Source organism: Polaribacter sp. NJDZ03, assembly GCF_019263805.1.
Taxonomy (GTDB): Bacteria; Bacteroidota; Bacteroidia; order Flavobacteriales; family Flavobacteriaceae; genus Polaribacter.
Genome location: NZ_CP079195.1, coordinates 2,298,487 through 2,319,833 on the forward strand (window position 1 = coordinate 2,298,487; position 21,347 = coordinate 2,319,833).

Consider the following 21,347-nt stretch of genomic DNA (forward strand, 5'->3'; position numbering starts at 1 on the left):
TTTAAAGAAAGTAACTTGCTGTTCACCTTGCTTAACGAGGGGAATCAAATAATAATTTTCTATTTTTCTAGAGTACTTTTTATCTTTGTATAGCAACATGCTATTTTACAACACCTTACAAATGTTAAGTAAAATTTAAAAAGACCATCTAATGAAACATAATTTACATAAAATATTAATCTCCATAATTTTATTAACCTTCACACAAGTTGGTTATAGTCAATTAAGTGATTTACATATTCTTCCGCCATTAAAACAAGATGCTAACAATCAAGCAATCAAAGAACAAACCATCTATTTATCTACTCCAGAAACTTCAAGTTTCAATGTAAAAGTATATAAAGGTACTAGTACTACAGCACTTACAACCATATCACTATCAAAAGCAACTCCAAAAACCTACAACCCAGGTAATGGAGACAACAATATAACTCTAGTAACCAATGCCAATACAGGAATCATTTTATCTAACAGTGGTTTGCGTTTTGAATCTGAAAATGGAGAAAAATTTTATGTAAATTATAGAGGTAGATCTTCTTCACAAGCAGCCTCAATTACCTCTAAAGGTAGAGCTGCTTTAGGCCTGAAATTTAAATGGGGAGGCGCTCCTATTGAAGCAAATCATAAAACAATGAGTGCTACATTAGGTATTATGGCTACAGAAGACAATACCAAAATAAAAATAAGTGGTTATAATACAAATTGTAAATTTAGAGCCACAAATACGGTTGGCGGCATTACTGCTAACACCATAAACATTACACTAAACAAAGGACAGTCTTATGTACTTGAAGCTGCAAAAGACGCTACCACTGCCAATGTAGACGGATGGATTGGTGCCTCTATTGATGCAGACAAAGATATTGCCATTAGTAACGGAATGTTAAATTTTGGTATAAACCCAAGTAGTGCAAGCAGAGATGCTGGAGCAGACCAACCTGTACCAGAAGACAAATTAGGAAAAGACTATGTTTTTGTGCGTGGTAACGGTGGTACAACGAATGAGTTTGTAATCATTATAGGAACCCAAGCAAACACAGAAATTTATGTAAATAATGAAACGACTCCTTTTGCTACCATAGGTATTGGAGAGTATGCAGAAATACCATCTTCTAAATATTCTGGCACTACATCTGGTAAAAACATGTTTGTATCTTCAACAAAAAATGTATATGCTTACCAAGTACTTTCAGGTAGTTCATCTATTATTACAGTAAGTTTAAATTTTGTTGCTCCCGTAAATTGTTTATTGCCTGACACAATGGATTATATTTCTAATATAGAAGATATCTCTGGAATTACAGCATCAGGTGGTTTATACATTGTAGCATCAACAACCACAGCCAATTCAGACATTATTGTTACCAATGACAACAATGTAGTTGCTTTACCTTCTGCGGAAACTGTATCAGGTACATCAGAATGGAAAACGTTTTATATTACAGGACTAACAGGAAATGTGTCTGTAAACTCTACAGGACCAATAGCCGTAGGATTTTTAGGGTTTAATGGAGCAAGAGGTATTGCTGGTTATTTTTCTGGTTTTGATACCGTACCTGTTACCGAATTAGCTATAACCGGTGGAGGATGTTTGCCAGATGGAACCATTGAAGTAGTAACTAAAAATTTTGAATCTTACCAATGGTATGATAATGGGGTTTTAATGCCTGGTGAAACCAATGCTACTTACGCCCCAACAACATCTGGAGATTATTATGTACGTGTTTCTAAAGGAGGTTGCACCTATGATTCTCAACCAATTTCTGCTTATTATTGTAACCCAGATATCATTGTTAACAAAACTGCTGACAAGACTGAAGTTATGGAAGGAGAAAATATTACTTTTAAAATTATAGTAGAAAGTAAAGGTGTTAATCCTGTTACAAATATTAATATTTCTGATGTAATGCCTAATGGATTAACAGTTGTTAATGCAAGCCCAAGTACTGGTTCTTGGACAACTCCTAATTGGACATTAGGAAATCTTACAAGTGGCCAAGTAGAAACCATTACAATTGTTGCAAAAGTAGATCCAATGACGGGTATTAACGCTACTGTTGCTAAAACAAATACAGCTACAAACACGCAAGACCAAACAGATGCCAATATTACAAGTGATTCTCCTTCTGTTTCTTTTAACATTTTAAGAGATTATGATGGAGACGGTATCGCAGATATTAATGATATTGATGATGATAACGATGGTATTTTAGATACAACTGAAGGAAATAATGACACCGATAACGACGGCATACCAAATCAATTAGATTTAGATTCTGATGGCGATGGTTGTCCAGATACTATAGAAGCTCGTGTGCCTACAGTATTAGAAAGTGCAATTGTAACTAATGGAAATGGTACAAATAACACCAATAATACAATTGCCAATATTACAGACGCAATAATAAACATTACAAATAATCCTGTTGGAGATAATGGATTAGCGGCTAGCTTAGAAACTAATGATAATACTACAACCTCTATAAACTATACATCAACCTACAATACGTATGCGTTAGATAAAAACACAAATGTCTGTGGGGTTGCTATGATTACACAAGTGTACCAAACAGCCACGGAACGTTGGATAGAAATTACCAATAAAGACACCCAAAATATCGTTGCACCAAATACAGCAATTATTGCACTCTTTAAAAACACTTCTGGAGATCAAACAGGTAATACTCCTACTGCTTTTACCTCTAATACGAGTATTATTAACCCAGGAGAATCTATACTAATATCTGCAGGAACTGTTTCTAATAAGCTTTCCACAGTATTAGAAATTGTAAATACAAATGTTACCAATTTTGATACTGCAAATGATATTATAGCTGTAACAAGAACTTCTGATGATAATGCTTGGGCAACAAGAATTGATGTTATAGCAACTATAGAAGACAATACAAGTTATGTTCGTATTGATGAAGTTTCTAAACCAAATAAAACTGCAGATACAACAGAATGGGTCGCTTTTATTAACGATGCTATTATTACTTATTCAGACGAAGCGAATGATAACGCTACAGAACGTCATGCACACGATCCTTTATTATCTGAAATAGCTACAGCAAATGATGAAGCTAATATAAAACCTGGTTTACATAGATTCCAATTCACAGACAGAACTACCGTATTAGGCAATAGTGTTTGGACAAACGGATACCCAGATAGGTCTAGAAATGTAAAAGTTTCTGAAGATTATAATCATATCGGTAAGTTAAGTGCTAGAAAATTAGAAGTTAAAGAGAGTAGTATTTTTACAGTTACAGACAACCTATTAGTTGTTACTAATGAAATAATTATTAAAGATACAAATGATGAAATACGTTTAATTAGTACAGACAACACTAATAAGGCACAGTTAATTCAAACGCATAAGACAACCTCTAAAGTTACTGGTAATGGTAAATTATTAGTAGACCAAAACTCTACAATATCAAGTAAATATAGATATAACTATTTAAGCTCTCCTGTACGTACGCTTAATGCTACAACATTTACTATAGAAGATGTTTTAAAAGACGGTACAATACCAACCTCTGCAACTTCTGCAATTACAGACATTAATTTTGTGAGTGGGTATGATGGCAATACTACATCTCCTATTTCTATAGCAGGTTATTGGGTATACACATATACAACAGGATCTAACGGAAGATCTGGTTGGACTCACAAATACAAAGGTGGAAACATTTCACAAACAGATGGATTTACTTTTAAAGGATCTGGTGCTGCGCAAAACTATACTTTTGTAGGTACGCCTAAAGACGGTGAATTAACAACTTATATTAGTGCTGGAGATTCTTATTTAGTTGGTAATCCTTATGCATCTGCAATAAGTGCTAAAAAGTTTATCGAAGATAATTTAGAAGTTACTAACGGTAGTTTATATTTTTGGGAGCATGTAGGAGAAGAAAGTTCTACAAATGGTTCTGAAGGCCATAATTATGGCGGATATGTTGGTGGATATGCTGTTAGAAACTTATCTGGAGGCGTTGCTGCAAACAGTGTAGTTGACAATAATAACAGTAATAATGGCACACCTACTTTGGGTAATGGATCTTATACAGAGCCAAAATCTTTTATAGCAATCGGACAAGGATTTTTTATAGAAGGAGACGATCTACTCTCTGGACCTATTGTTTTTAACAACAGCCAAAGAGAATATGTACAAGAAGGAACAAATTCTCATTTCTTTAAAAGTGGAAACAAAAAATCAATCGCTAAAAAAAGCTTTACAAATACATTGCCAATTATTAAATTAGGAATGAGTTATACCGATGATAATAACGTCAATTTACATAGACAATTAGCTATTTCATTTAAAGACAATAACTCTTTTAACTTTGATAAAGGATACGATACTGAAATTTATGATGTAGGAACTACGGATATCTATTGGAAGTTTCCTAATACCAATGAAAAATATGTAATTACTGGTGTACAAAGTATTTCTGAAGAACTAGAAATTCCTTTAGAGTTGATTATTTCTAAAGACGGACAAGTAACAATTAGCTTAGATGAATGGAATGAAATTGACAGAAACATCTACATAACAGATAAATTAACAAGAACATCTTATTTACTTAATAATGAAAGTATTGTTTTAACACTTGCAAAAGGAACCTACACAGACCGTTTTGTACTTGCTTTTTCTGAAATTATTAAAAGCAAAGTATTAGGTATAGAAGATGCAATTTTAGAGAACAACGTTTCTATTTACTTAGATAATAACGCTAAAGAATTGGTAATTGATAACAACAGTAATTTAGAATTAAAAAAGGTAACTTTATTTAATTTATTAGGTCAAAAAGTGGCTGAATGGAATACAATTGAAACCAATACAATCCAAAATAGATTGAAAATTAATACTATTTCTGAATCTATTTATATTGTAAATATTGATACAGAAAATGGAAGAGTTACTAAAAAAATAGCAGTAGAATAATTTATTTTTAGGAAATAAAAACTAATTTCTAAACATTAAAAAGCCTACTATATATAATAGTAGGCTTTTTAATTAGAAGCTATTTCCCGCTTTCTCTACTCGCTTTTATTGCCAAAAAAAATGGCAATAAAGAGCTCAAACAGACCGTTCAATCAGGGCTAAACTTGTTTGCCAACTAATTATTTGTAATTTATACAGTATAGTTTTAAAGCAAGAAATCTAATATTTTATAAATACCAAAACCTAAAATCATTCCTATTAACATCCAATAAAAACGTTGTTTTTTGTCTGTTTTTACAATTCGCTTATCTAACAATTCTTCATTATTTTTCAATTCAAGTATAATTTCTTTTTTATCGAATTGTTTATAATTTGATTCTAATGTTAAATCGCTATATTTTAGTTTTACTTTATGCTTAATTCCAGAAAAAGAGAACTTCTTAGATATTATTTTTCCATTTAACAAAACACTTTCAACTCCAAAGAAAGAATTTAAAAACTCAATTTTATTAGATTCTATATTAAATTCAGCGTATTTCATTTTTAGTTAGAGTTATTAGTTTTTATTCAAATTTAGATAAAATACTTGCCGCCAAAGCAACAAACTCTTCATTTGTTAATTTTACTTTTTGATTAAATTGCATGTCTGCCATTGCATTTGTTGGCACTAAATGTACGTGTACATGTGGTACTTCTAAACCAATAACACTCATACAAACTCTTTTACAAGAAACTGCTTTTTCTAAAGCTTCTGCAACTCGGTAAGAAAAATCCATCAAGCTTAAATAATCTTCTTTAGATAAATCAAACAACTTGTTTTCTTCTTTTTTAGGAACTACCAACGTATGCCCTTTTGCATTTGGGTTGATATCTAAAAAAGCAATATAATTATCGTCTTCTGCTACTTTGTAACAAGGAATTTCTCCTTCTATGATTTTTGTAAAAATGCTCATTTTTTTATGGAATTGATTTATAAATTAGACCTCGACTGCGCTCAATCTGACAAACAGTAGTAAAGGTAAAAAAAGAATTCGGGTTTTAGCATTGCCAAAACCCGAATTTATAATTTTAAACTTGTATAAAAAGTCTATTTGTTTTAAGAAATCTTAAAAGCCTGCAAACAAGTCTAGCCCTAATTGAATCTTTCGACTTCGCTCAAGACAGGCCTATTTGTTTGAACTCTTTTTTACTTTTTTTAAGTAAAAAAAGCGAGTAGTGAAAGCAGGAAATAGCTTCTAAAAAAACTATCTAGAAATATTTACAATTTCGAATTTCATAATTCCGTTTGGTACTTTAATTTCTGCAACATCACCAACTTCTTTACCTAACAAACCTTTACCTATTGGTGAGTTTACAGACAGTTTACCGTTTCTAACATCGGTTTCTGAGTCTGCAACCAACGTGTAAGAAAACTCCATTTTGTTAGCTGTATTTTTTATTTTAACGATAGAGTGAATCAATACTTTTGAGGTATCTAATTGAGATTCATCTATAATTCTTGCACTAGAAATAACGTTCTTTAATTTGGCTATTTTAAATTCTAAATGAGATTGTTCTTCTTTTGCTGCATGATATTCTGCATTTTCACTTAAATCTCCTTTATCTCGTGCATCTGCAATTTCTGTAGTTACTCGTGGGCGCTCAACTTGTTCTAGTTGCACCAATTCATCTTTCAATTTCTTTAATCCTTCTGCTGAATAATAAGATATCTCGCTCATTTTTTTTTATTTTAATTTCTAACCTCAATTTAATAACTTCTTAATTTTATTAAAAACAAGTTGCTTTTACACTAAAAAAACCCAACATGGGTTTATATTAAAAAATCCCATTGCCCTAACAGGAATGAGATTGAATAACAAATATACAAAATATTTGTAACTTGCTAACGTTTTAAATAAAATGAAACTTTTGTATGATTAAAAAAATAGTATTATTCTGCTGCTTTTTAGCCTTTTTAAATTGCTCTACTAATGACAATTTAGACGGATGTATACAAGCTTTACCACTAAATCGTGTTACATATTTAACTAATCCAGAAGCATTAGACGTAAATGTACCAGGAGGCTATGTAGAGTTGAGTGGAGGCTCTAAAGGAATACTTTTAATGAATGTAAATGGAACTGAATTTGTAGCATATGACAAATTGTGTCCCGTTGGAGACTGCGATACACCTATGACTTTTAGTGGAACTTTTATTTTAAAATGCGAATGTGATGGCAGCGAATATGGTGTTGGAAGAAGTATTGGAGGTGCTCCACAAACGGAAGGTTTTATTTGCCCTGCAATAGAATACAAAGTTACAAAAGTCGGAACCGCTATTCGAATCAGTAATTATTAATAGGGTACTTTAGATAAGTTGCTTATTTTTGCCTAAACACAACAATTATCAACGTGAAAAACTATTATTCTTCAGATTTTAAATTAGGCGTTCTTGGTGGAGGTCAATTAGGTAGAATGCTTTTAGCAGAAACGCAAAAATTAGACATTCATACTTCTATTTTAGAAACGAATAAAAATGCACCTTGTGCAGAAATCTGTAACACGTTTGTGGTTGGAGATTTATTAGATTTTGATGCCGTTTACAACTTTGGTAAAACCGTAGATGTTTTAACTATTGAAATTGAAAATGTAAACTTAGATGCCTTAGATAAACTAGAAGATGAAGGTTTAACCATTTTTCCGAAACCGAAAGATTTACGCATTATACAGAGTAAAGCAAGACAGAAAAACTTTTATGTAGATCATGAAATTCCTACTGCAGATTTTTCTCATTTTGCACATTCAACTGAAATTAAACATTCTTATGAAAATAACACGATAGATTTTCCTTTTGTTTGGAAAGCTGCTCGTTTTGGTTATGATGGTACTGGTGTTAAAATTGTTAGAAATATAGAAGATTTAGACTCTTTGCCAAATGTTGAGTGTATTACTGAAAAACTGATTCCGTTTAAAAATGAATTGGCAGTAATTGTGGCAAGAAATGCAGATGGTGCAGTAAAAACCTACCCGGTTGTAGAAATGGAATTTCATCCAGAAGCAAACCAAGTAGAGTATGTTATTTGCCCTGCAAGAATAGATGCTCAGGTAGCAGAAAAAGCGAGATAAATAGCTTTAAAAGTAGTCAGCGATTTAGATTTTGTTGGTTTATTGGCTGTAGAAATGTTTCAGACAGTAGATGATAAGATCTTAGTAAATGAAGTAGCACCAAGACCTCATAATTCTGGGCATTATTCTATAGAAGCAAGTTATACCAATCAATTTGAGCAACATATTCGCTCAATCTTAAATCTTCCGTTAGGAAATACCGATAGTAAAGTTGCCGGAATTATGGTGAATTTAGTAGGTGAAGAAGGTTTTTCTGGTGATGTAATTTATGAAAACATAGAAGAAATTCTAAAAATTGATGGTGTTACGCCACATATTTATGGAAAAAAAGAAACACATCCGTTTAGAAAAATGGGCCATGTTACGATTGTAAATAAAGATATTGAAGTTGCAAGAAAAGTAGCACAAGAAGTAAAAGAAACGCTTAGGGTGGTTTCTAAATAAGTTAAAAATATTTTGAACTAGTGCAAAAAATGCAACAGTTCAAAAAGTGATAAAAGATTGATAAGTATTCCTTAATTTAGTAAAAATTTCTACAATGAAAATTTCAAAATTAAACATAGAACAATACAAGCATCTAGAAAATCTTGATTTTGATTTCACCTATCAAACAGGAAAAAGAAAAGGACAACCTTTAGATAAAATTTGTTTTATTGGACAAAGTGCTACAGGGAAAACTAATCTATTAGAGTTGTTGTTTTTACAAGTAAAACAAGCCTTAAATCAAGAAATAGTTGGTAACTCACTTATTTTCACTAAAGATTTTGAAAAAAAATTAAATGGTGAATTAATTATAAACTTTCAACCAAATATTTACAAAACAAAAAATGGAATAACTACTTATAATGAGAAAGTATATAGTTATCAAAATCATGGAGGAGTAGTAAACAAATTAATTCCTAACGTTTCCAAATCAAACCTTTTATTTTTTAAAACGAATATTATTTCAGATGAAAACATTTCAATTTTCAATAAAAATCCAGTAGAAATATTTGAACATAATGATTCTGATTTTAAAGAAATTGAAAAGGAAAATATAGTAAATCTAGTAGATCCTGAATTTACTTCTACTTTCGATAATAAAGTTGAATATAAAACTTGGTTGAAATTATTATCTGAAATTCTTGAATATCGTAAGAAGTTCAATCAAAAAATGTCTGAACTAATCCACAAAGGATTATTAGGAAATACAAAAAAATTAAATTTAGAATTTAATAAGTGGCAAAAAGAGAATCCAAATAAACTAAAAGAATTTGCATTAAAATTCAATCCAATCATTGAAAAATTAAATTTAGAAGTAGATATTGTAAATACAGAATACTCAATTCCTATTGCTAATAAAAGAAACGAAGAAATTATTCCAATCCAAAATACCAGCACAGGAACAAAAAGTTTATTGCTTACATTTTTACCATTATTCAAATTAGATACAAAAGATGCTATCATTTTAATGGATGAACCTGAGCGCTCATTATACCCAGATATGCAAATGGATTTAATAGAGCATTATCAAAATCTTGCTCCAGATGCTCAATTTATTGTAGCAACGCATTCTCCTTTTATTGCGGCTTCTTTTGAACCCGAAGAACGTTTTATTTTATATTTTGATAAAGAAGGCAAGGTAGCTGTTCGACGAGGAAGTTCGCCTATTGGTGATGACCCAAACGATATGCTAAAAAATGATTTTGGAATTAATTATTACAATAAACATGGAGAAGAGGCTTACAAGAAATACCTTAGCTTAAAACAATCAGTAGCCAATGAAAAAGACCCAAAAAAGAAAAAAGAATTACTGTTTGAAACTGTGAAATTAGGAGATGCATATAATTTTTAAATATGAAAAGAATTATAAAAAAAAGAGCATCTGAAATTGTAAAAGAAAACTTAAATTACATTATAGGAAATTCTTCGAACAACAAAAAGATATCAACTATTTTATATAAAGAGCAAAAAGGGTTTTGTGCTTATACCGAAGAATTTATTGGAAGAACAGATGCTAAAGACATCGAACATTTTAACCCTATTTTAAAAGGAACTGATGAAGATTCTTATCAAAATTGGTTTTTAGCGAAACACCAATGGAATATAGAAAAAGCTTCTAAATGGGAAAAATATCAGCCAATTTTACATCCAACTGATGAAACTTTCGAGAATCGAATTTTATATTTAAACGGGGACTATGTTTTAGCAGATTCAAAAGATATTGAAGCTAAAAATTTGATTGATTTACTTAAATTAGATGATATTCTTTTAGCAGATGAAAGAAAAAAATATATCAAAAGAAAAAAAGTAGAGATGGAGATTTTTGGTGTAGATTCAGCTACTTTTTTTGAAATATTAATTAATGATGATTTAAAACAAGTTTCTTATTTAAGAGCAATAGACGAAGAGTTTAAAATTAAAATATGGGAATTACTTCCTGAAATTGAATAAAATTAGTTAGTTCTAAAATATGGCTGTTCAGAAATACAGAATGACCACTTTAAATTTTTAAATTAACTCAAAAAAATAAAAACGAACTACCGAATATTACTCGGTTTTTCAAAATTTGAATAGATTCCTGTTTTAGCAGGAACACAAAATAAAAAATATGGTAGGAATAATAATGGGAAGCGATTCTGATCTTCCAATAATGCAAGAAGCAATTGACATTCTAGAGAGTTTTGATATTAAAATTGAAGTAGATATTGTGTCTGCTCACAGAACTCCAGAAAAATTGGTTGATTACTCTAAAAACGCACATAAAAGAGGTATTAAAGTAATTATTGCAGGTGCCGGTGGTGCTGCGCATTTACCAGGAATGGTAGCTTCTATGAGTCCGTTGCCAATAATTGGAGTTCCTGTTAAAAGTAGAAATTCTATTGATGGTTGGGATTCTGTTTTATCAATTTTACAAATGCCAGGTGGCGTGCCAGTTGCAACCGTTGCTTTAGACGGCGCAAAAAATGCAGGTATTTTAGCGGCACAAATTATTGGTGCTTCAGATGAGCTTGTTTTAAATAAAATTATTGCTTACAAAGAAGAATTGAAACTGAAAGTTGAACAAGCTTCTGCTAGAGTTAGAAAATAATTCTTTTTTAAAATAAAAAAACTCAAAATTTATATAAATTCTGAGTTTTTTTATGCTTCTAAAATAGACTAATTTGCAATTAATATTTTTTTATTTAAGGTGCTAGTATCTTGTAATTTTACTTTTACAACATAAACCCCAGGTGATAAATTAGACGTATTCTTTTTTTGGATTCCTTTGTAAGAAGCTACCTTTCTTCCTTTAACATTAAACAAAGAAACCTCATCTATATCATCTTTACTATTATTGTATGTTACTATTAATTCTTTTCCAGCATCGAGATACACAGAAAGTTCTTTAGCCTCAATCTCATTAAACTCTTTACCTAATGTTTTAAATTTACTTTTAGCATACACTACTTTAAATCTGGTATTATTTTCACCAACAGCATCAATAGTAAAATTATATTCTGCTTGCTTTAAATCTACAGTCATTCCCTTTTCTGTATCTAATAAATAAATATTATAACCTTCTTCTATTTGCTCTTCTTGAATACTGATAGCATAACCTCCTATTTCATCTACTACAAACCCTAGCTTAACTGTTTTAATATCCTCTTTTAAAACAGGTAAACCTTGTATAGTTGCCTTGTATGCATCTTCTACAAACGAATAAAACCCCATAAATTTCTTCTCCACATCAAAAGGAGCATCATACAAGCGATCAAAATTTTCTGTTGCTCCATCTAAGAAACCTATCAATATTGTTTTTGTAACATCCTTATGATTAAAAGTAAACCAAGAACGACCTTTCTTCTTTACACTACTATCGTTATTAGTAATACTTCTAAGAAATTTTGTATTTGCCCCTGCAATTTGATGTGTTGTCTTAAAAGTGATTTTTAAATTAGGGTTTGCACTTGTTGTTTTTATAAAAAAACCTTGACCAGAACCAATATTACTAGTGGTTGTATTACTTACCCCGCCTGTCATGTTATACTCTAAATAATCTGCTTGTCTGTTTTCACCTATATGAACCGAGTTTTGGTCCCAAAGGTACATAGTACCATCTATTTCTGTATTATCTGGGTCTGTAATAACTAAGTCCCGATTTATCGCTGCAGCATATGGATTACCAATTAAATTATCTCCACTTGTAGACCATGGAATTCCATCAAAATCTGGCCCTGTTAAATTTGTAGTATTGTATATATCTACGGCTATATCACCTTTATTAATATTTCCTGTAAAAGTTCTTAATTGTCCTCCCGTACTCTCATTACAAACAGCATATCCAATTCCTGGATTAAAATCTGAACTCCCTGTAGAAACCCAATCTGAATTTGCAGCAGCCGCATCGAATTTATAAATTATTGAAGCGTCTGAAAAAACAGTTGCAATATTAGAGTCTGAGGCTACAACCGGAGAACTCCAATATGAATAAAACTTATTACTGCCATAAGTTGGCCTAACTTTTTGAATATTAAACGTACCTGCACTTACAGCTGCATCTTTTTCTCTTAAAATTAAACTAGCATCATCTAAAACAGTAATAGTACCATTATTTGTTAAATCATAAGAAACCTCCATCGTTCCGCCTGTATTAACGGTTATACTAGCTCCAGTATCAACTATTAAATCCCCTACAACAATATGGGTTGCTATTTCTGGATAATTACTAGAGACTTGTATTTTTGCTTTTTCTTTTTTTAATGAATTTGGCACAATACCACCAACCCAATTAGACCCCGTATTCCAATCTGTAGTTGTTCCTGATGATTTCCAAATAATAGTAGTAACAGTAGATACAGCTGCTTCTACAGCAACATCAGAACTATTTAAATAGGTAAATGTATCTCCATCTAAAGCAGCAACCAGATCATTAGTACCAACAGTTGTTATAATGTCTGTTCTATAATCTACAAGTTCTGTAATTGTTCTTACATCATTCCAAACTCTAAACCCCCAAATGTATCCTTTAAAATAATATTCATCACTACCAGTATCATTTGCAATTGTATTAAAACAATACTCAGACATACCAGTTGCTGTCCATGTTCCACAAGAAGGAAAACGCAAAGTTTCATTTTTATACCCTAATCTTATTGAATTATGCCCTCCTAATTGATAACCAGAAATTTGCCCCATTAAAGCTCCATCTAAATACCATTTTAGAGCATTATTTGAAGTAACTGTCATTGGGTTCGTACTTGCATCAGCAGCTATAGCGTTATCAAAAACTAATGCTACATGGTACCAAGTATTTGATGAAATAGCTTCTCTATAAAAAGTACCATCCCATATTGGTGAATAATCTGTTCTATTATAAGCTCCTACATATAAATATCCACTTTCTATATATATAATAACAGCTCTTGTACCCCCCTTCTTTCATGATAACCTGTTTTATAGAAGAAGTTGCATCTTCAACTTTAAAAGAAGTTTCATACGTTCTGTTATTAGTTACTGTACTGTTAATATTTGTAGTGTTTGGAACGATTATAGTATCATCTACACCATCAAAATATAGACCATCATTAGCTGTCTGTCCATAACTAAAACAAGTAATTAAAATTATTATTAAATTAATAAATACGCTTTTCATGATTTGGGAGATATATTAAGTATTCATCTAAAGGTAACTCTAAAGCATACCTTGATTTATAAAAATTAGATAAAGTTAATTATTTCTTCGTTAAATGAAAGTTTTTATACTGATTTCAAGTATAAAATTGATAGAATATTTATATTTACATCTATATACAAAGAAATCATGAATCCACTTTTACAAGATTTTAATACGCCTCCTTTTTCAAAAATTTCTAATGAGGATTACAAACCTGCTATTAAAAAAGGAATTGAAATTGCCAAAGCAGAAATTGATGCAATTATAAATAATACAGAACAATCAACTTTTGAAAACACAACCGTTGCTTTAGATTTTTCTGGTGAAAAACTGAATAAAATTACCAGTATTTTTTTCAATTTGAATTCTGCAGAAACAAATGATGAGATTCAGAAAATAGCACAAGAAGTTTCTCCTTGGTTAAGTGAATTTGGAAACGACATTACCTTAAACCAAGATTTATTTAAAAGGGTAAAATCCGTTTTTGATGCTAAAGAAAATTTAGATTTAACACCAGAACAAACCATGCTTTTAGAGAAGCAATATAAAAGTTTTGCTAGAAACGGTGCTAATTTAAAGGAAGCAGATAAAACGAAGCTTCGTGAAATTGATGCAAAACTTTCTAAATTATCTTTAAAGTTTGGCGAAAATGTACTAGCTGAAACGCAGGCTTTCGAGATGCATTTAACGGATGAAAAAGATCTTGCAGGCTTACCAGAAAGCGAAAAAGAAGCTGCTAAAGAAGTAGCAAAATCTAGAGATAAAGAAGGATATATTTTTACTTTAGATTACCCAAGTTACATTCCTTTTTTAACGTATGCAGACAACAGAGAATTGCGTAAAGAAATGGCCATTGCTGCTGGTAAAAAAGCATTTCAGGACAATGAATTTAATAACGAACAAGTTGTTTTAGACATTGTAAATCTTCGTCAGAAAAGAGCTAATTTACTAGGTTATAAAACACATGCTCATTTTGTTTTAGAAGAAAGAATGGCAGAAACGCCAGAAAAAGTAATCGAATTTTCTAACAACCTTTTAGAAAAAGCAAAACCTGCTGCATTAAAAGAGTTTGAAAATTTAGAAAATTTTGCAAAAAAATTAGACGGAATAGATCAGCTTCAGAAATGGGATGGTTCTTATTATTCAGAAAAACTGAAGAAAGAATTATTCGATTTAGACCAAGAAGCTTTAAAACCTTATTTTAAATTAGAAAATGTAATTGATGGTGTTTTTGAAATTGCCAGCAGATTGTATGATTTAAAGTTTGAAGAAATAAACAACATCGACAAATACCATGATGATGTTAAAACATATAACGTAACTGATGCAAACGGAAATTTTGTATCGCATTTTTATGCTGATTTTCATCCTAGAAAAGGAAAAAGAAATGGTGCGTGGATGACAAGTTACAAATCGCAACAAATTAAAAACGGAATTAACGAAAGACCACAGGTTTCTATTGTTTGCAACTTTACCAAACCAACCGCAACCAAACCGTCTTTATTAACGTTTAACGAGGTGACTACCTTGTTTCATGAATTCGGACATGCGTTACACGGAATGTTAGCAAACACCACATACAACAGCTTATCTGGAACGTCTGTTTCTTGGGATTTTGTAGAATTACCAAGTCAGGTTTTAGAAAACTGGTGTTTCGAAAAAGAAGCATTAGAATTGTTTGCAAAGCATTACGAAACCGGAGAAGTTATTCCGATGAAATATGTAGAGAAAATTAAAGAATCTGCAAGTTTCCATGAGGGAATGCAAACTTTACGTCAGCTTAGTTTTGGTCTTTTAGACATGCAATGGCACGGACAAGATCCATCAGAAATAAAATCTATCAAAGAGTTTGAAAATGCAGCTTTTGAAAACACAAAATTGTATCCTGATGTTGCAGAAAACTGTATGAGTACTGCTTTTTCTCATATCTTTCAAGGAGGATATTCAGCCGGATATTACTCTTACAAATGGGCAGAAGTTTTAGATGCAGATGCTTTTGAATATTTCTTAGAAGAAGGGATTTTTAATAAAGAAGTAGCTACAAAATTTAAAGACAACGTACTTTCTAAAGGTGGAACAGAAAAACCTATGGAATTATACAAACGTTTTAGAGGAAAAGAACCAAAACCAGATGCACTTTTAAGAAGAGCAGGGTTAATTTAATTTTCAGTTTTCAGTCGCAGTATTCAGTTATTTATATACTGAAAACTGCGACTGAATATTTTTTTAGATTCATTCTTATTGAAGACAAAAGAAATACTACATTAAAGATGGCGTAGTTTTAATGTAATTTTCAACTAGAAAAAAAAGCGATTATTAGAATAAACATAACAACATCAATGAAAATGCTTTTTTATAAAAACACCAAATCAATATATTTTATTGTTTTATTCACTTTACTATTTATAAATTGTAGTAAAAAAATTTATAACAAAGAAGTCAAAACAGACAATAAAATACAAAAAAACATTGAAATTGAAAAAAGTGTTGAAGTTGAAAAAATTATTGAGATAAAAAAAAGGGTAATTCCTGCTCCTGAAAGAGAATTTAGAGCTGCTTGGATTGCGAGTGTTGCAAATATAAATTGGCCAAGTAAACGTGGTCTTTCTAGCAAACAACAAAAAGAAGAAGCTATTAAATTATTAGACCTGCTTCATAAAAATAATTTTAACGCCGTTGTGTTACAAGTGAGACCGCAAGCAGACGCTATGTACAAAAGCGACTTAGAACCTTGGTCTTATTTTTTAACAGGAACTCAAGGTAAAGCGCCTTCTCCATATTATGATCCTTTAGAATTTTGGATTAAAGAAGCACATAAAAGAGGACTAGAATTACATGCTTGGCTAAATCCTTATAGAGCACACCACACCACCGGAGGCGAAATAACAGCAGCTTCTATTGTTAGCAAACAACCAGAATTGGCTGTAAAACTAGAAACTGGTTTTTATTGGCTAGATCCAGGAAATAAAAAAACGCAAAACCATAGCTACAAAGTTGTTATGGATATTGTTGAAAGGTATAATGTAGACGGAATTCATTTTGATGATTATTTTTACCCATACCCTTCTTACAACAACAACAAAGATTTTCCTGATGATAAAAGCTGGAAAGTATACTTAAATACTGGCGGAAAATTAAAAAGAGATGATTGGAGACGAGATAATGTAAACCAATTCGTTAAAAGTATTTACACAAATATAAAAGAAACAAAACCTAACGTTAAATTTGGCATTAGTCCTTTTGGATTTTGGAGACCTAATTATCCTGCTTCAGTAACTGCTGGTTTTGACCAATATAGCGAGTTGTATGCAGATGCAAAACTTTGGTTAAACGAAGGTTGGATAGATTATTTTACACCGCAATTGTATTGGCCTATTAATAGAATGGATGTAAGTTTTCCTGTTTTATTAAATTGGTGGATAGGTGAAAACACCAAACAAAGACATCTTTGGCCAGGAATGAGTCTTGCTAGTAAAAAAGGGGAAGAAGCAATTGATGAAGTCATCAATCAAATTATGATTACACGTGGAATGACCTCAAAATCTCCAGGAACCGTGCATTGGAGCATTGCGCCTTTAATTGATTCACCAGAACTTACGGAAGCAATTTTTAATGGTCCTTATAAAAAGCAAGCATTAACACCTAGTTACCCTTGGTTAAGCACAACAGCACCAGAAGCTCCAACTGTAAATTACTCTAAAGATAAAGACAATTTATCGGTAATTTGGGCGCATAAAAACATTGATGAAATTGCAAATTGGGTAATTTATTACAAATACAATTCTAAATGGGATTATAGCATTCATGGTATTTTTACAAACTCACAAAACATACCTTTAGTTAAGGTTGATAATAAAAATTCAAAAAGCATTTTAAAAGCGATTGCCATAACTGCTGTTGATAAATTTGGAAACGAGAGTATTGTTAAGGAAATTAATTTATAGAAATTAAATTACTATTGTCAGTTCGAGCGCAGTTGAGAACTATTAGATTCTTAAAATTAGGTTTCGACTGCGCTCAACCAGACATATTGCATTTTTTATGCAATTATAATATTTGAAAACAAGTACTGATCTCTTTAAAATAAATTACTGAATACTGTTTTTAGCTTCAATCCATTTACTCATGTATTTTGTTGACTGTAACGTTTGATGTTGCAATAAATTTCCTAAAAAATTCTGAGTTCTGTGTTGTTCTAAATTTTCTTGAATTTCTTTTATTTGGTTGATAAAAAGCACACCTAACTTCTCTTTATCATATATTTCATTGATAATTTCAGCTCCTGTTAATTGATGACTTTTCCACATACTTTTATTTCGATACAATTCTGCGGAAATCAATGCAAAATCAGAAAAATCATTTTCGACAAAACCATTCCAAGGAAATCTATCACACATTCCTTCTGCACCAATATCTGTAGTTATACTTGGCGTTCCACAAATCATGGCTTCTGTCAATTTTCCTTTTATTCCTGCTCCAAAACGTAACGGAGCTAAAACAATTCTTGCATTTCTCACCACTTCTTTAGCGTCCTCTGCAAAACCTTTAATAATAAAACCTTCCTTTTTATTATGTAATTGATTTATTTGTTGATTCGCATACGCTCCATAAATATGAACTTCTGCTTTTGGAAGCAGCTCTCTAATTTCACTCCAAATTTCAGTTTTTAAAGTTAAAACAGCGTCTACATTTGGTTTGTGAAAGAAATTACCTATAAACACAAAGTTTGCTCTTTCATCAAAAGACTTCCATTTTTCTTGTTGATGCTCATCAATCTTATCTAATAAGAAAGGTAGGTAATACAAGATTTTTTCATCAACTTTAAAAACAGATTTTAATAAATCCATTTCATACGTAGAAATAATCAAACTCATGTCGCAACGCAAAATAGCCGCAATTTCTCTTTTTGCATCATCCGATTTTAATAATGCTTCTGTTGTAAATTCTTCTCCTTTTTTTAATTGTTGATGACGTGTTTTACGTAAAAAATGTAAATCTTCCGTATCTAAAATCCGAATTGCATTCGGACAATTTTCCGCAACGCGCCAACCAAATTGTTCTTCCATCATAAAACGATCGAACATTACAATTTCTGGTTGCAACTCTGTTATAAAATCATCAAAAGAAGCATTGTTTAGCTCAATAGAAACTTCATCAATTCCTAAAGAATTTAAACTTGTAGCTTTTTCACTTTTTTGCGCAGGAGAAGCAAAAGTTATTCTATAATTATATTTTAAAAACTGCTCAATTAATTGCATCATTCTACTTCCGGCAGCAGAAGAATTTGGCTCAACCCAAACATAACCAATAATTAAGACATTTTGTATTGTTAATTCTTTCAAATCATTTTTCATTTAAAATCTGGTTCTTTTTAAAACTTATTTAGCTAAAAAATAAGAAATTCAGATTGGTAAAACTACTTATTTCTTACTTTATTCTATGAAAATATATGTATTTTTGTTCATCAATATAAAAAAAAACCGAAAGGTTACATTATACGCAAAACAAACGCAATCATGAAATACGATATTATTGTAATTGGATCTGGTCCTGGAGGATACATTTCTGCAGTTAGAGCTTCTCAATTAGGTAAAAAAGTAGCAATTATAGAAAAATATTCAACTTTAGGAGGAACCTGTTTAAACGTTGGTTGCATTCCATCTAAAGCATTGTTAGATTCTTCGCATCATTATTATGATGCTGTTAACCATTTCGAAGAACACGGAATTTCTGTTGAAAACCCTACGTTCGATTTTGGAAAAATGGTAGAAAGAAAAGCCAAAGTTGTAGAAACAACTACAGGAGGAATCACCTATTTAATGGACAAAAACAATGTTGATGTTTTTGAAGGTTTAGGTTCTTTTGAAGATGCAACACATGTAAAGATTACTAAAAACGATGGTTCATCAGAAATAATTGAAGGAACTAATATTATTATTGCAACAGGTTCTAAACCGTCTACTTTACCATTTATCTCCTTAGATAAAGAACGTGTAATTACTTCTACCGAAGCTTTAAAATTAACTGAAGTACCAAAACATTTAATTGTAATTGGTGGTGGTGTTATTGGTTTAGAGTTAGGTACAGTTTACAAACGTTTAGGAGCAGATGTAACTGTTGTAGAATACGCACCAAAAATTACACCAACTATGGACGCTGATGTTTCTAAAGAACTTACAAAAGTTTTAAAGAAACAAGGTATTAAGTTTGCTGTAAGTCATGGTGTTACTTCTGTAGAAAGAAACGGTGATGAAGTTATCGTAAAAGCAAATAACAAAAAAGGTGAAGAAGTTACTTTTACTGGAGATTATTGTTTGGTTGCTGTTGGTAGAAAAGCATATACAGAAGGTTTAGGTTTAGAAAAAATTGGTGTAGAGGTTAACGAACGTGGTCAAGTTACTACAAACGATCATTTACAAACCAACGTTTCTAATATTTACGCAATTGGTGATGTTGTTAAAGGTGCAATGTTAGCACACAAAGCAGAAGAAGAAGGTGTTGTTGTAGCTGAGTATTTAGCTGGCGAAAAACCACATATCGATTATAATTTAATTCCTGGTATTGTATACACATGGCCAGAAGTTGCTGCTGTTGGTAAAACAGAACAAGAATTAAAAGATGCAAAAGTAGATTACAAAGTTGGTAAATTTTCTATGAGAGCTTTAGGTAGATCTCGTGCAAGTGGAGATACAGATGGTTTTGTAAAAGTGATTGCAGATAAAAATACAGATGAAATTTTAGGAGTTCACATGGTTGGTGCACGTGTTGCCGATTTAATTATGGAAGCTGCAGTTGCAATGGAATATAGAGCATCTGCAGAAGACTTGGCAAGAATTTGTCATGGTCACCCAACGTATTCTGAAGCGGTAAAAGAAGCTGCAAAAGCTGCTTGGGACGGAAAGCCTTTAAATGCTTAATTAGTAAAATATATAATTTTAAAAATCTCGAAATACATTTTATTTCGAGATTTTTTTATGCGCTTCATTTGCTTCCAAAGCGGTATAATCTAGTTTCCAGCCAATCGTTTCTACAATATTTTCCATTAATAAAATGGCTTCTAAAGCTTCTTTATTTGCCAATTGTATTAAATTACTTTCTGGTATTTTATTCAACACATGTTCTTTTGCATCTTTATTTAAACTGGTAAAATCTTCTGTACCAAACTTATTTAAATAACCATTTTTTATATCGTAAAACTTAATATCGCATTCAATAGAAACTACTTCTGGCTGCGGAAAATTTGATAAAACAATTTCCTTTTTTTCAGTATTAGCTGCCAGTTTAATTTTTCTAAAGTCGAACCCGATGTGTGCTTTTGCCTGAATTAAAACAATCGCTTTTTTCTTACTGCTAAATCCCCAAAAGTTTTCTTTGGTATTTTCATGATGATAAATTTCAGAAAAATCTCCTTCTACAGTAATCAATTTAGACACTTTCTTTATTTTATCCAATAAAATAACAGATTGCTTTTCTACTAAATTCTTTTTCTTTGATACTGAAAATCGTTTCGATATTAGATAGGAAATACCTAAACCAATAACCAGTCCTAAAATAATTAACTCCATAATGTAAAGATACTACCGAAAAAATAAATCTAAAAATATACTTCATAAAAATAGCTTCTTTACCAATCCTTTTTCTTTTTAAAAAGTTACT

15 protein-coding genes and 1 pseudogene are annotated in these 21,347 nt (G+C 31.1%); 9 read left to right on the forward strand and 7 right to left on the reverse strand.

Annotated elements, in window-relative coordinates; translation table 11 throughout:
- Window positions 1-151 precede the first annotated feature (151 nt).
- Complete coding sequence (locus KV700_RS09745; RefSeq protein WP_218597771.1) at window positions 152-4,951, forward strand: T9SS type A sorting domain-containing protein; 4,800 nt, start codon at window positions 152-154, stop codon at window positions 4,949-4,951.
- 205 nt (window positions 4,952-5,156) lie between these two features.
- Here the strand turns inward: KV700_RS09745 and KV700_RS09750 are convergent, their stop codons facing one another.
- From KV700_RS09750 to greA, 3 genes are all read right to left on the reverse strand, one after another.
- Window positions 5,157-5,492 (reverse strand): hypothetical protein, encoded by a 336-nt coding sequence (locus KV700_RS09750; RefSeq protein ID WP_165733874.1) that lies wholly within the window; start codon window positions 5,490-5,492, stop codon window positions 5,157-5,159.
- A gap of 22 nt (window positions 5,493-5,514) precedes the next feature.
- The gene (locus tag KV700_RS09755; protein ID WP_165733875.1) at window positions 5,515-5,904 is read right to left on the reverse strand and encodes an HIT family protein; all 390 of its coding nucleotides are present in this window, start codon (window positions 5,902-5,904) and stop codon (window positions 5,515-5,517) included.
- A gap of 291 nt (window positions 5,905-6,195) precedes the next feature.
- Window positions 6,196-6,669: a transcription elongation factor GreA gene (gene greA, locus KV700_RS09760; RefSeq protein ID WP_218597772.1), complete on the reverse strand. Its 474-nt coding sequence runs from the start codon at window positions 6,667-6,669 to the stop codon at window positions 6,196-6,198.
- 194 nt (window positions 6,670-6,863) lie between these two features.
- On the opposite strand from greA, the gene KV700_RS09765 reads away from it, so the two are divergent.
- The 5 genes and pseudogenes from KV700_RS09765 (at window position 6,864) to purE (ending at window position 11,126) form a co-directional block, all read left to right on the forward strand.
- Entirely contained in the window at window positions 6,864-7,289 is a 426-nt protein-coding gene (locus KV700_RS09765; protein WP_166387899.1) for a phosphoribosylaminoimidazole carboxylase, read from the forward strand.
- 53 nt (window positions 7,290-7,342) lie between these two features.
- Window positions 7,343-8,500 (forward strand): annotated as a pseudogene (locus KV700_RS09770) (5-(carboxyamino)imidazole ribonucleotide synthase).
- Between the two features lie 94 nt (window positions 8,501-8,594).
- Entirely contained in the window at window positions 8,595-9,890 is a 1,296-nt protein-coding gene (locus tag KV700_RS09775) for an ATP-binding protein (RefSeq protein WP_218597773.1), read from the forward strand.
- 2 nt (window positions 9,891-9,892) lie between these two features.
- The gene (locus tag KV700_RS09780) at window positions 9,893-10,489 is read left to right on the forward strand and encodes an HNH endonuclease domain-containing protein (protein WP_218597774.1); all 597 of its coding nucleotides are present in this window, start codon (window positions 9,893-9,895) and stop codon (window positions 10,487-10,489) included.
- 157 nt (window positions 10,490-10,646) lie between these two features.
- The gene (gene purE, locus KV700_RS09785) at window positions 10,647-11,126 is read left to right on the forward strand and encodes a 5-(carboxyamino)imidazole ribonucleotide mutase (protein WP_165733879.1); all 480 of its coding nucleotides are present in this window, start codon (window positions 10,647-10,649) and stop codon (window positions 11,124-11,126) included.
- A gap of 68 nt (window positions 11,127-11,194) precedes the next feature.
- On the opposite strand, the gene KV700_RS09790 is transcribed toward purE, so the two are convergent.
- Together KV700_RS09790 and KV700_RS09795 are read right to left on the reverse strand one after the other, a co-directional pair.
- Complete coding sequence (locus tag KV700_RS09790; protein ID WP_218597775.1) at window positions 11,195-13,264, reverse strand: T9SS type A sorting domain-containing protein; 2,070 nt, start codon at window positions 13,262-13,264, stop codon at window positions 11,195-11,197.
- A gap of 124 nt (window positions 13,265-13,388) precedes the next feature.
- Window positions 13,389-13,670, reverse strand: coding sequence for a hypothetical protein (locus KV700_RS09795; protein WP_218597776.1), 282 nt, complete (start codon window positions 13,668-13,670; stop codon window positions 13,389-13,391).
- A 168-nt stretch (window positions 13,671-13,838) separates the two neighbouring features.
- On the opposite strand from KV700_RS09795, the gene KV700_RS09800 reads away from it, so the two are divergent.
- Both KV700_RS09800 and KV700_RS09805 read left to right on the forward strand, forming a co-directional pair.
- On the forward strand, window positions 13,839-15,854 hold the full coding sequence (locus KV700_RS09800; RefSeq protein WP_218597777.1) for a M3 family metallopeptidase: 2,016 nt from the start codon (window positions 13,839-13,841) through the stop codon (window positions 15,852-15,854).
- A 176-nt stretch (window positions 15,855-16,030) separates the two neighbouring features.
- Window positions 16,031-17,635, forward strand: a complete 1,605-nt coding sequence (locus KV700_RS09805) for a glycoside hydrolase family 10 protein (RefSeq protein ID WP_218597778.1) — start codon at window positions 16,031-16,033, stop codon at window positions 17,633-17,635.
- Between the two features lie 144 nt (window positions 17,636-17,779).
- Here the strand turns inward: KV700_RS09805 and KV700_RS09810 are convergent, their stop codons facing one another.
- Window positions 17,780-19,045 (reverse strand): glycosyltransferase, encoded by a 1,266-nt coding sequence (locus KV700_RS09810; RefSeq protein ID WP_254712895.1) that lies wholly within the window; start codon window positions 19,043-19,045, stop codon window positions 17,780-17,782.
- A gap of 162 nt (window positions 19,046-19,207) precedes the next feature.
- Here KV700_RS09810 and lpdA point away from each other — a divergent pair, with 162 nt between their 5' ends.
- Window positions 19,208-20,608, forward strand: coding sequence for a dihydrolipoyl dehydrogenase (gene lpdA, locus KV700_RS09815; RefSeq protein ID WP_218597779.1), 1,401 nt, complete (start codon window positions 19,208-19,210; stop codon window positions 20,606-20,608).
- A gap of 39 nt (window positions 20,609-20,647) precedes the next feature.
- Here the strand turns inward: lpdA and KV700_RS09820 are convergent, their stop codons facing one another.
- Window positions 20,648-21,256, reverse strand: a complete 609-nt coding sequence (locus KV700_RS09820; protein WP_218597780.1) for a DUF4230 domain-containing protein — start codon at window positions 21,254-21,256, stop codon at window positions 20,648-20,650.
- Window positions 21,257-21,347: the final 91 nt, after the last annotated feature.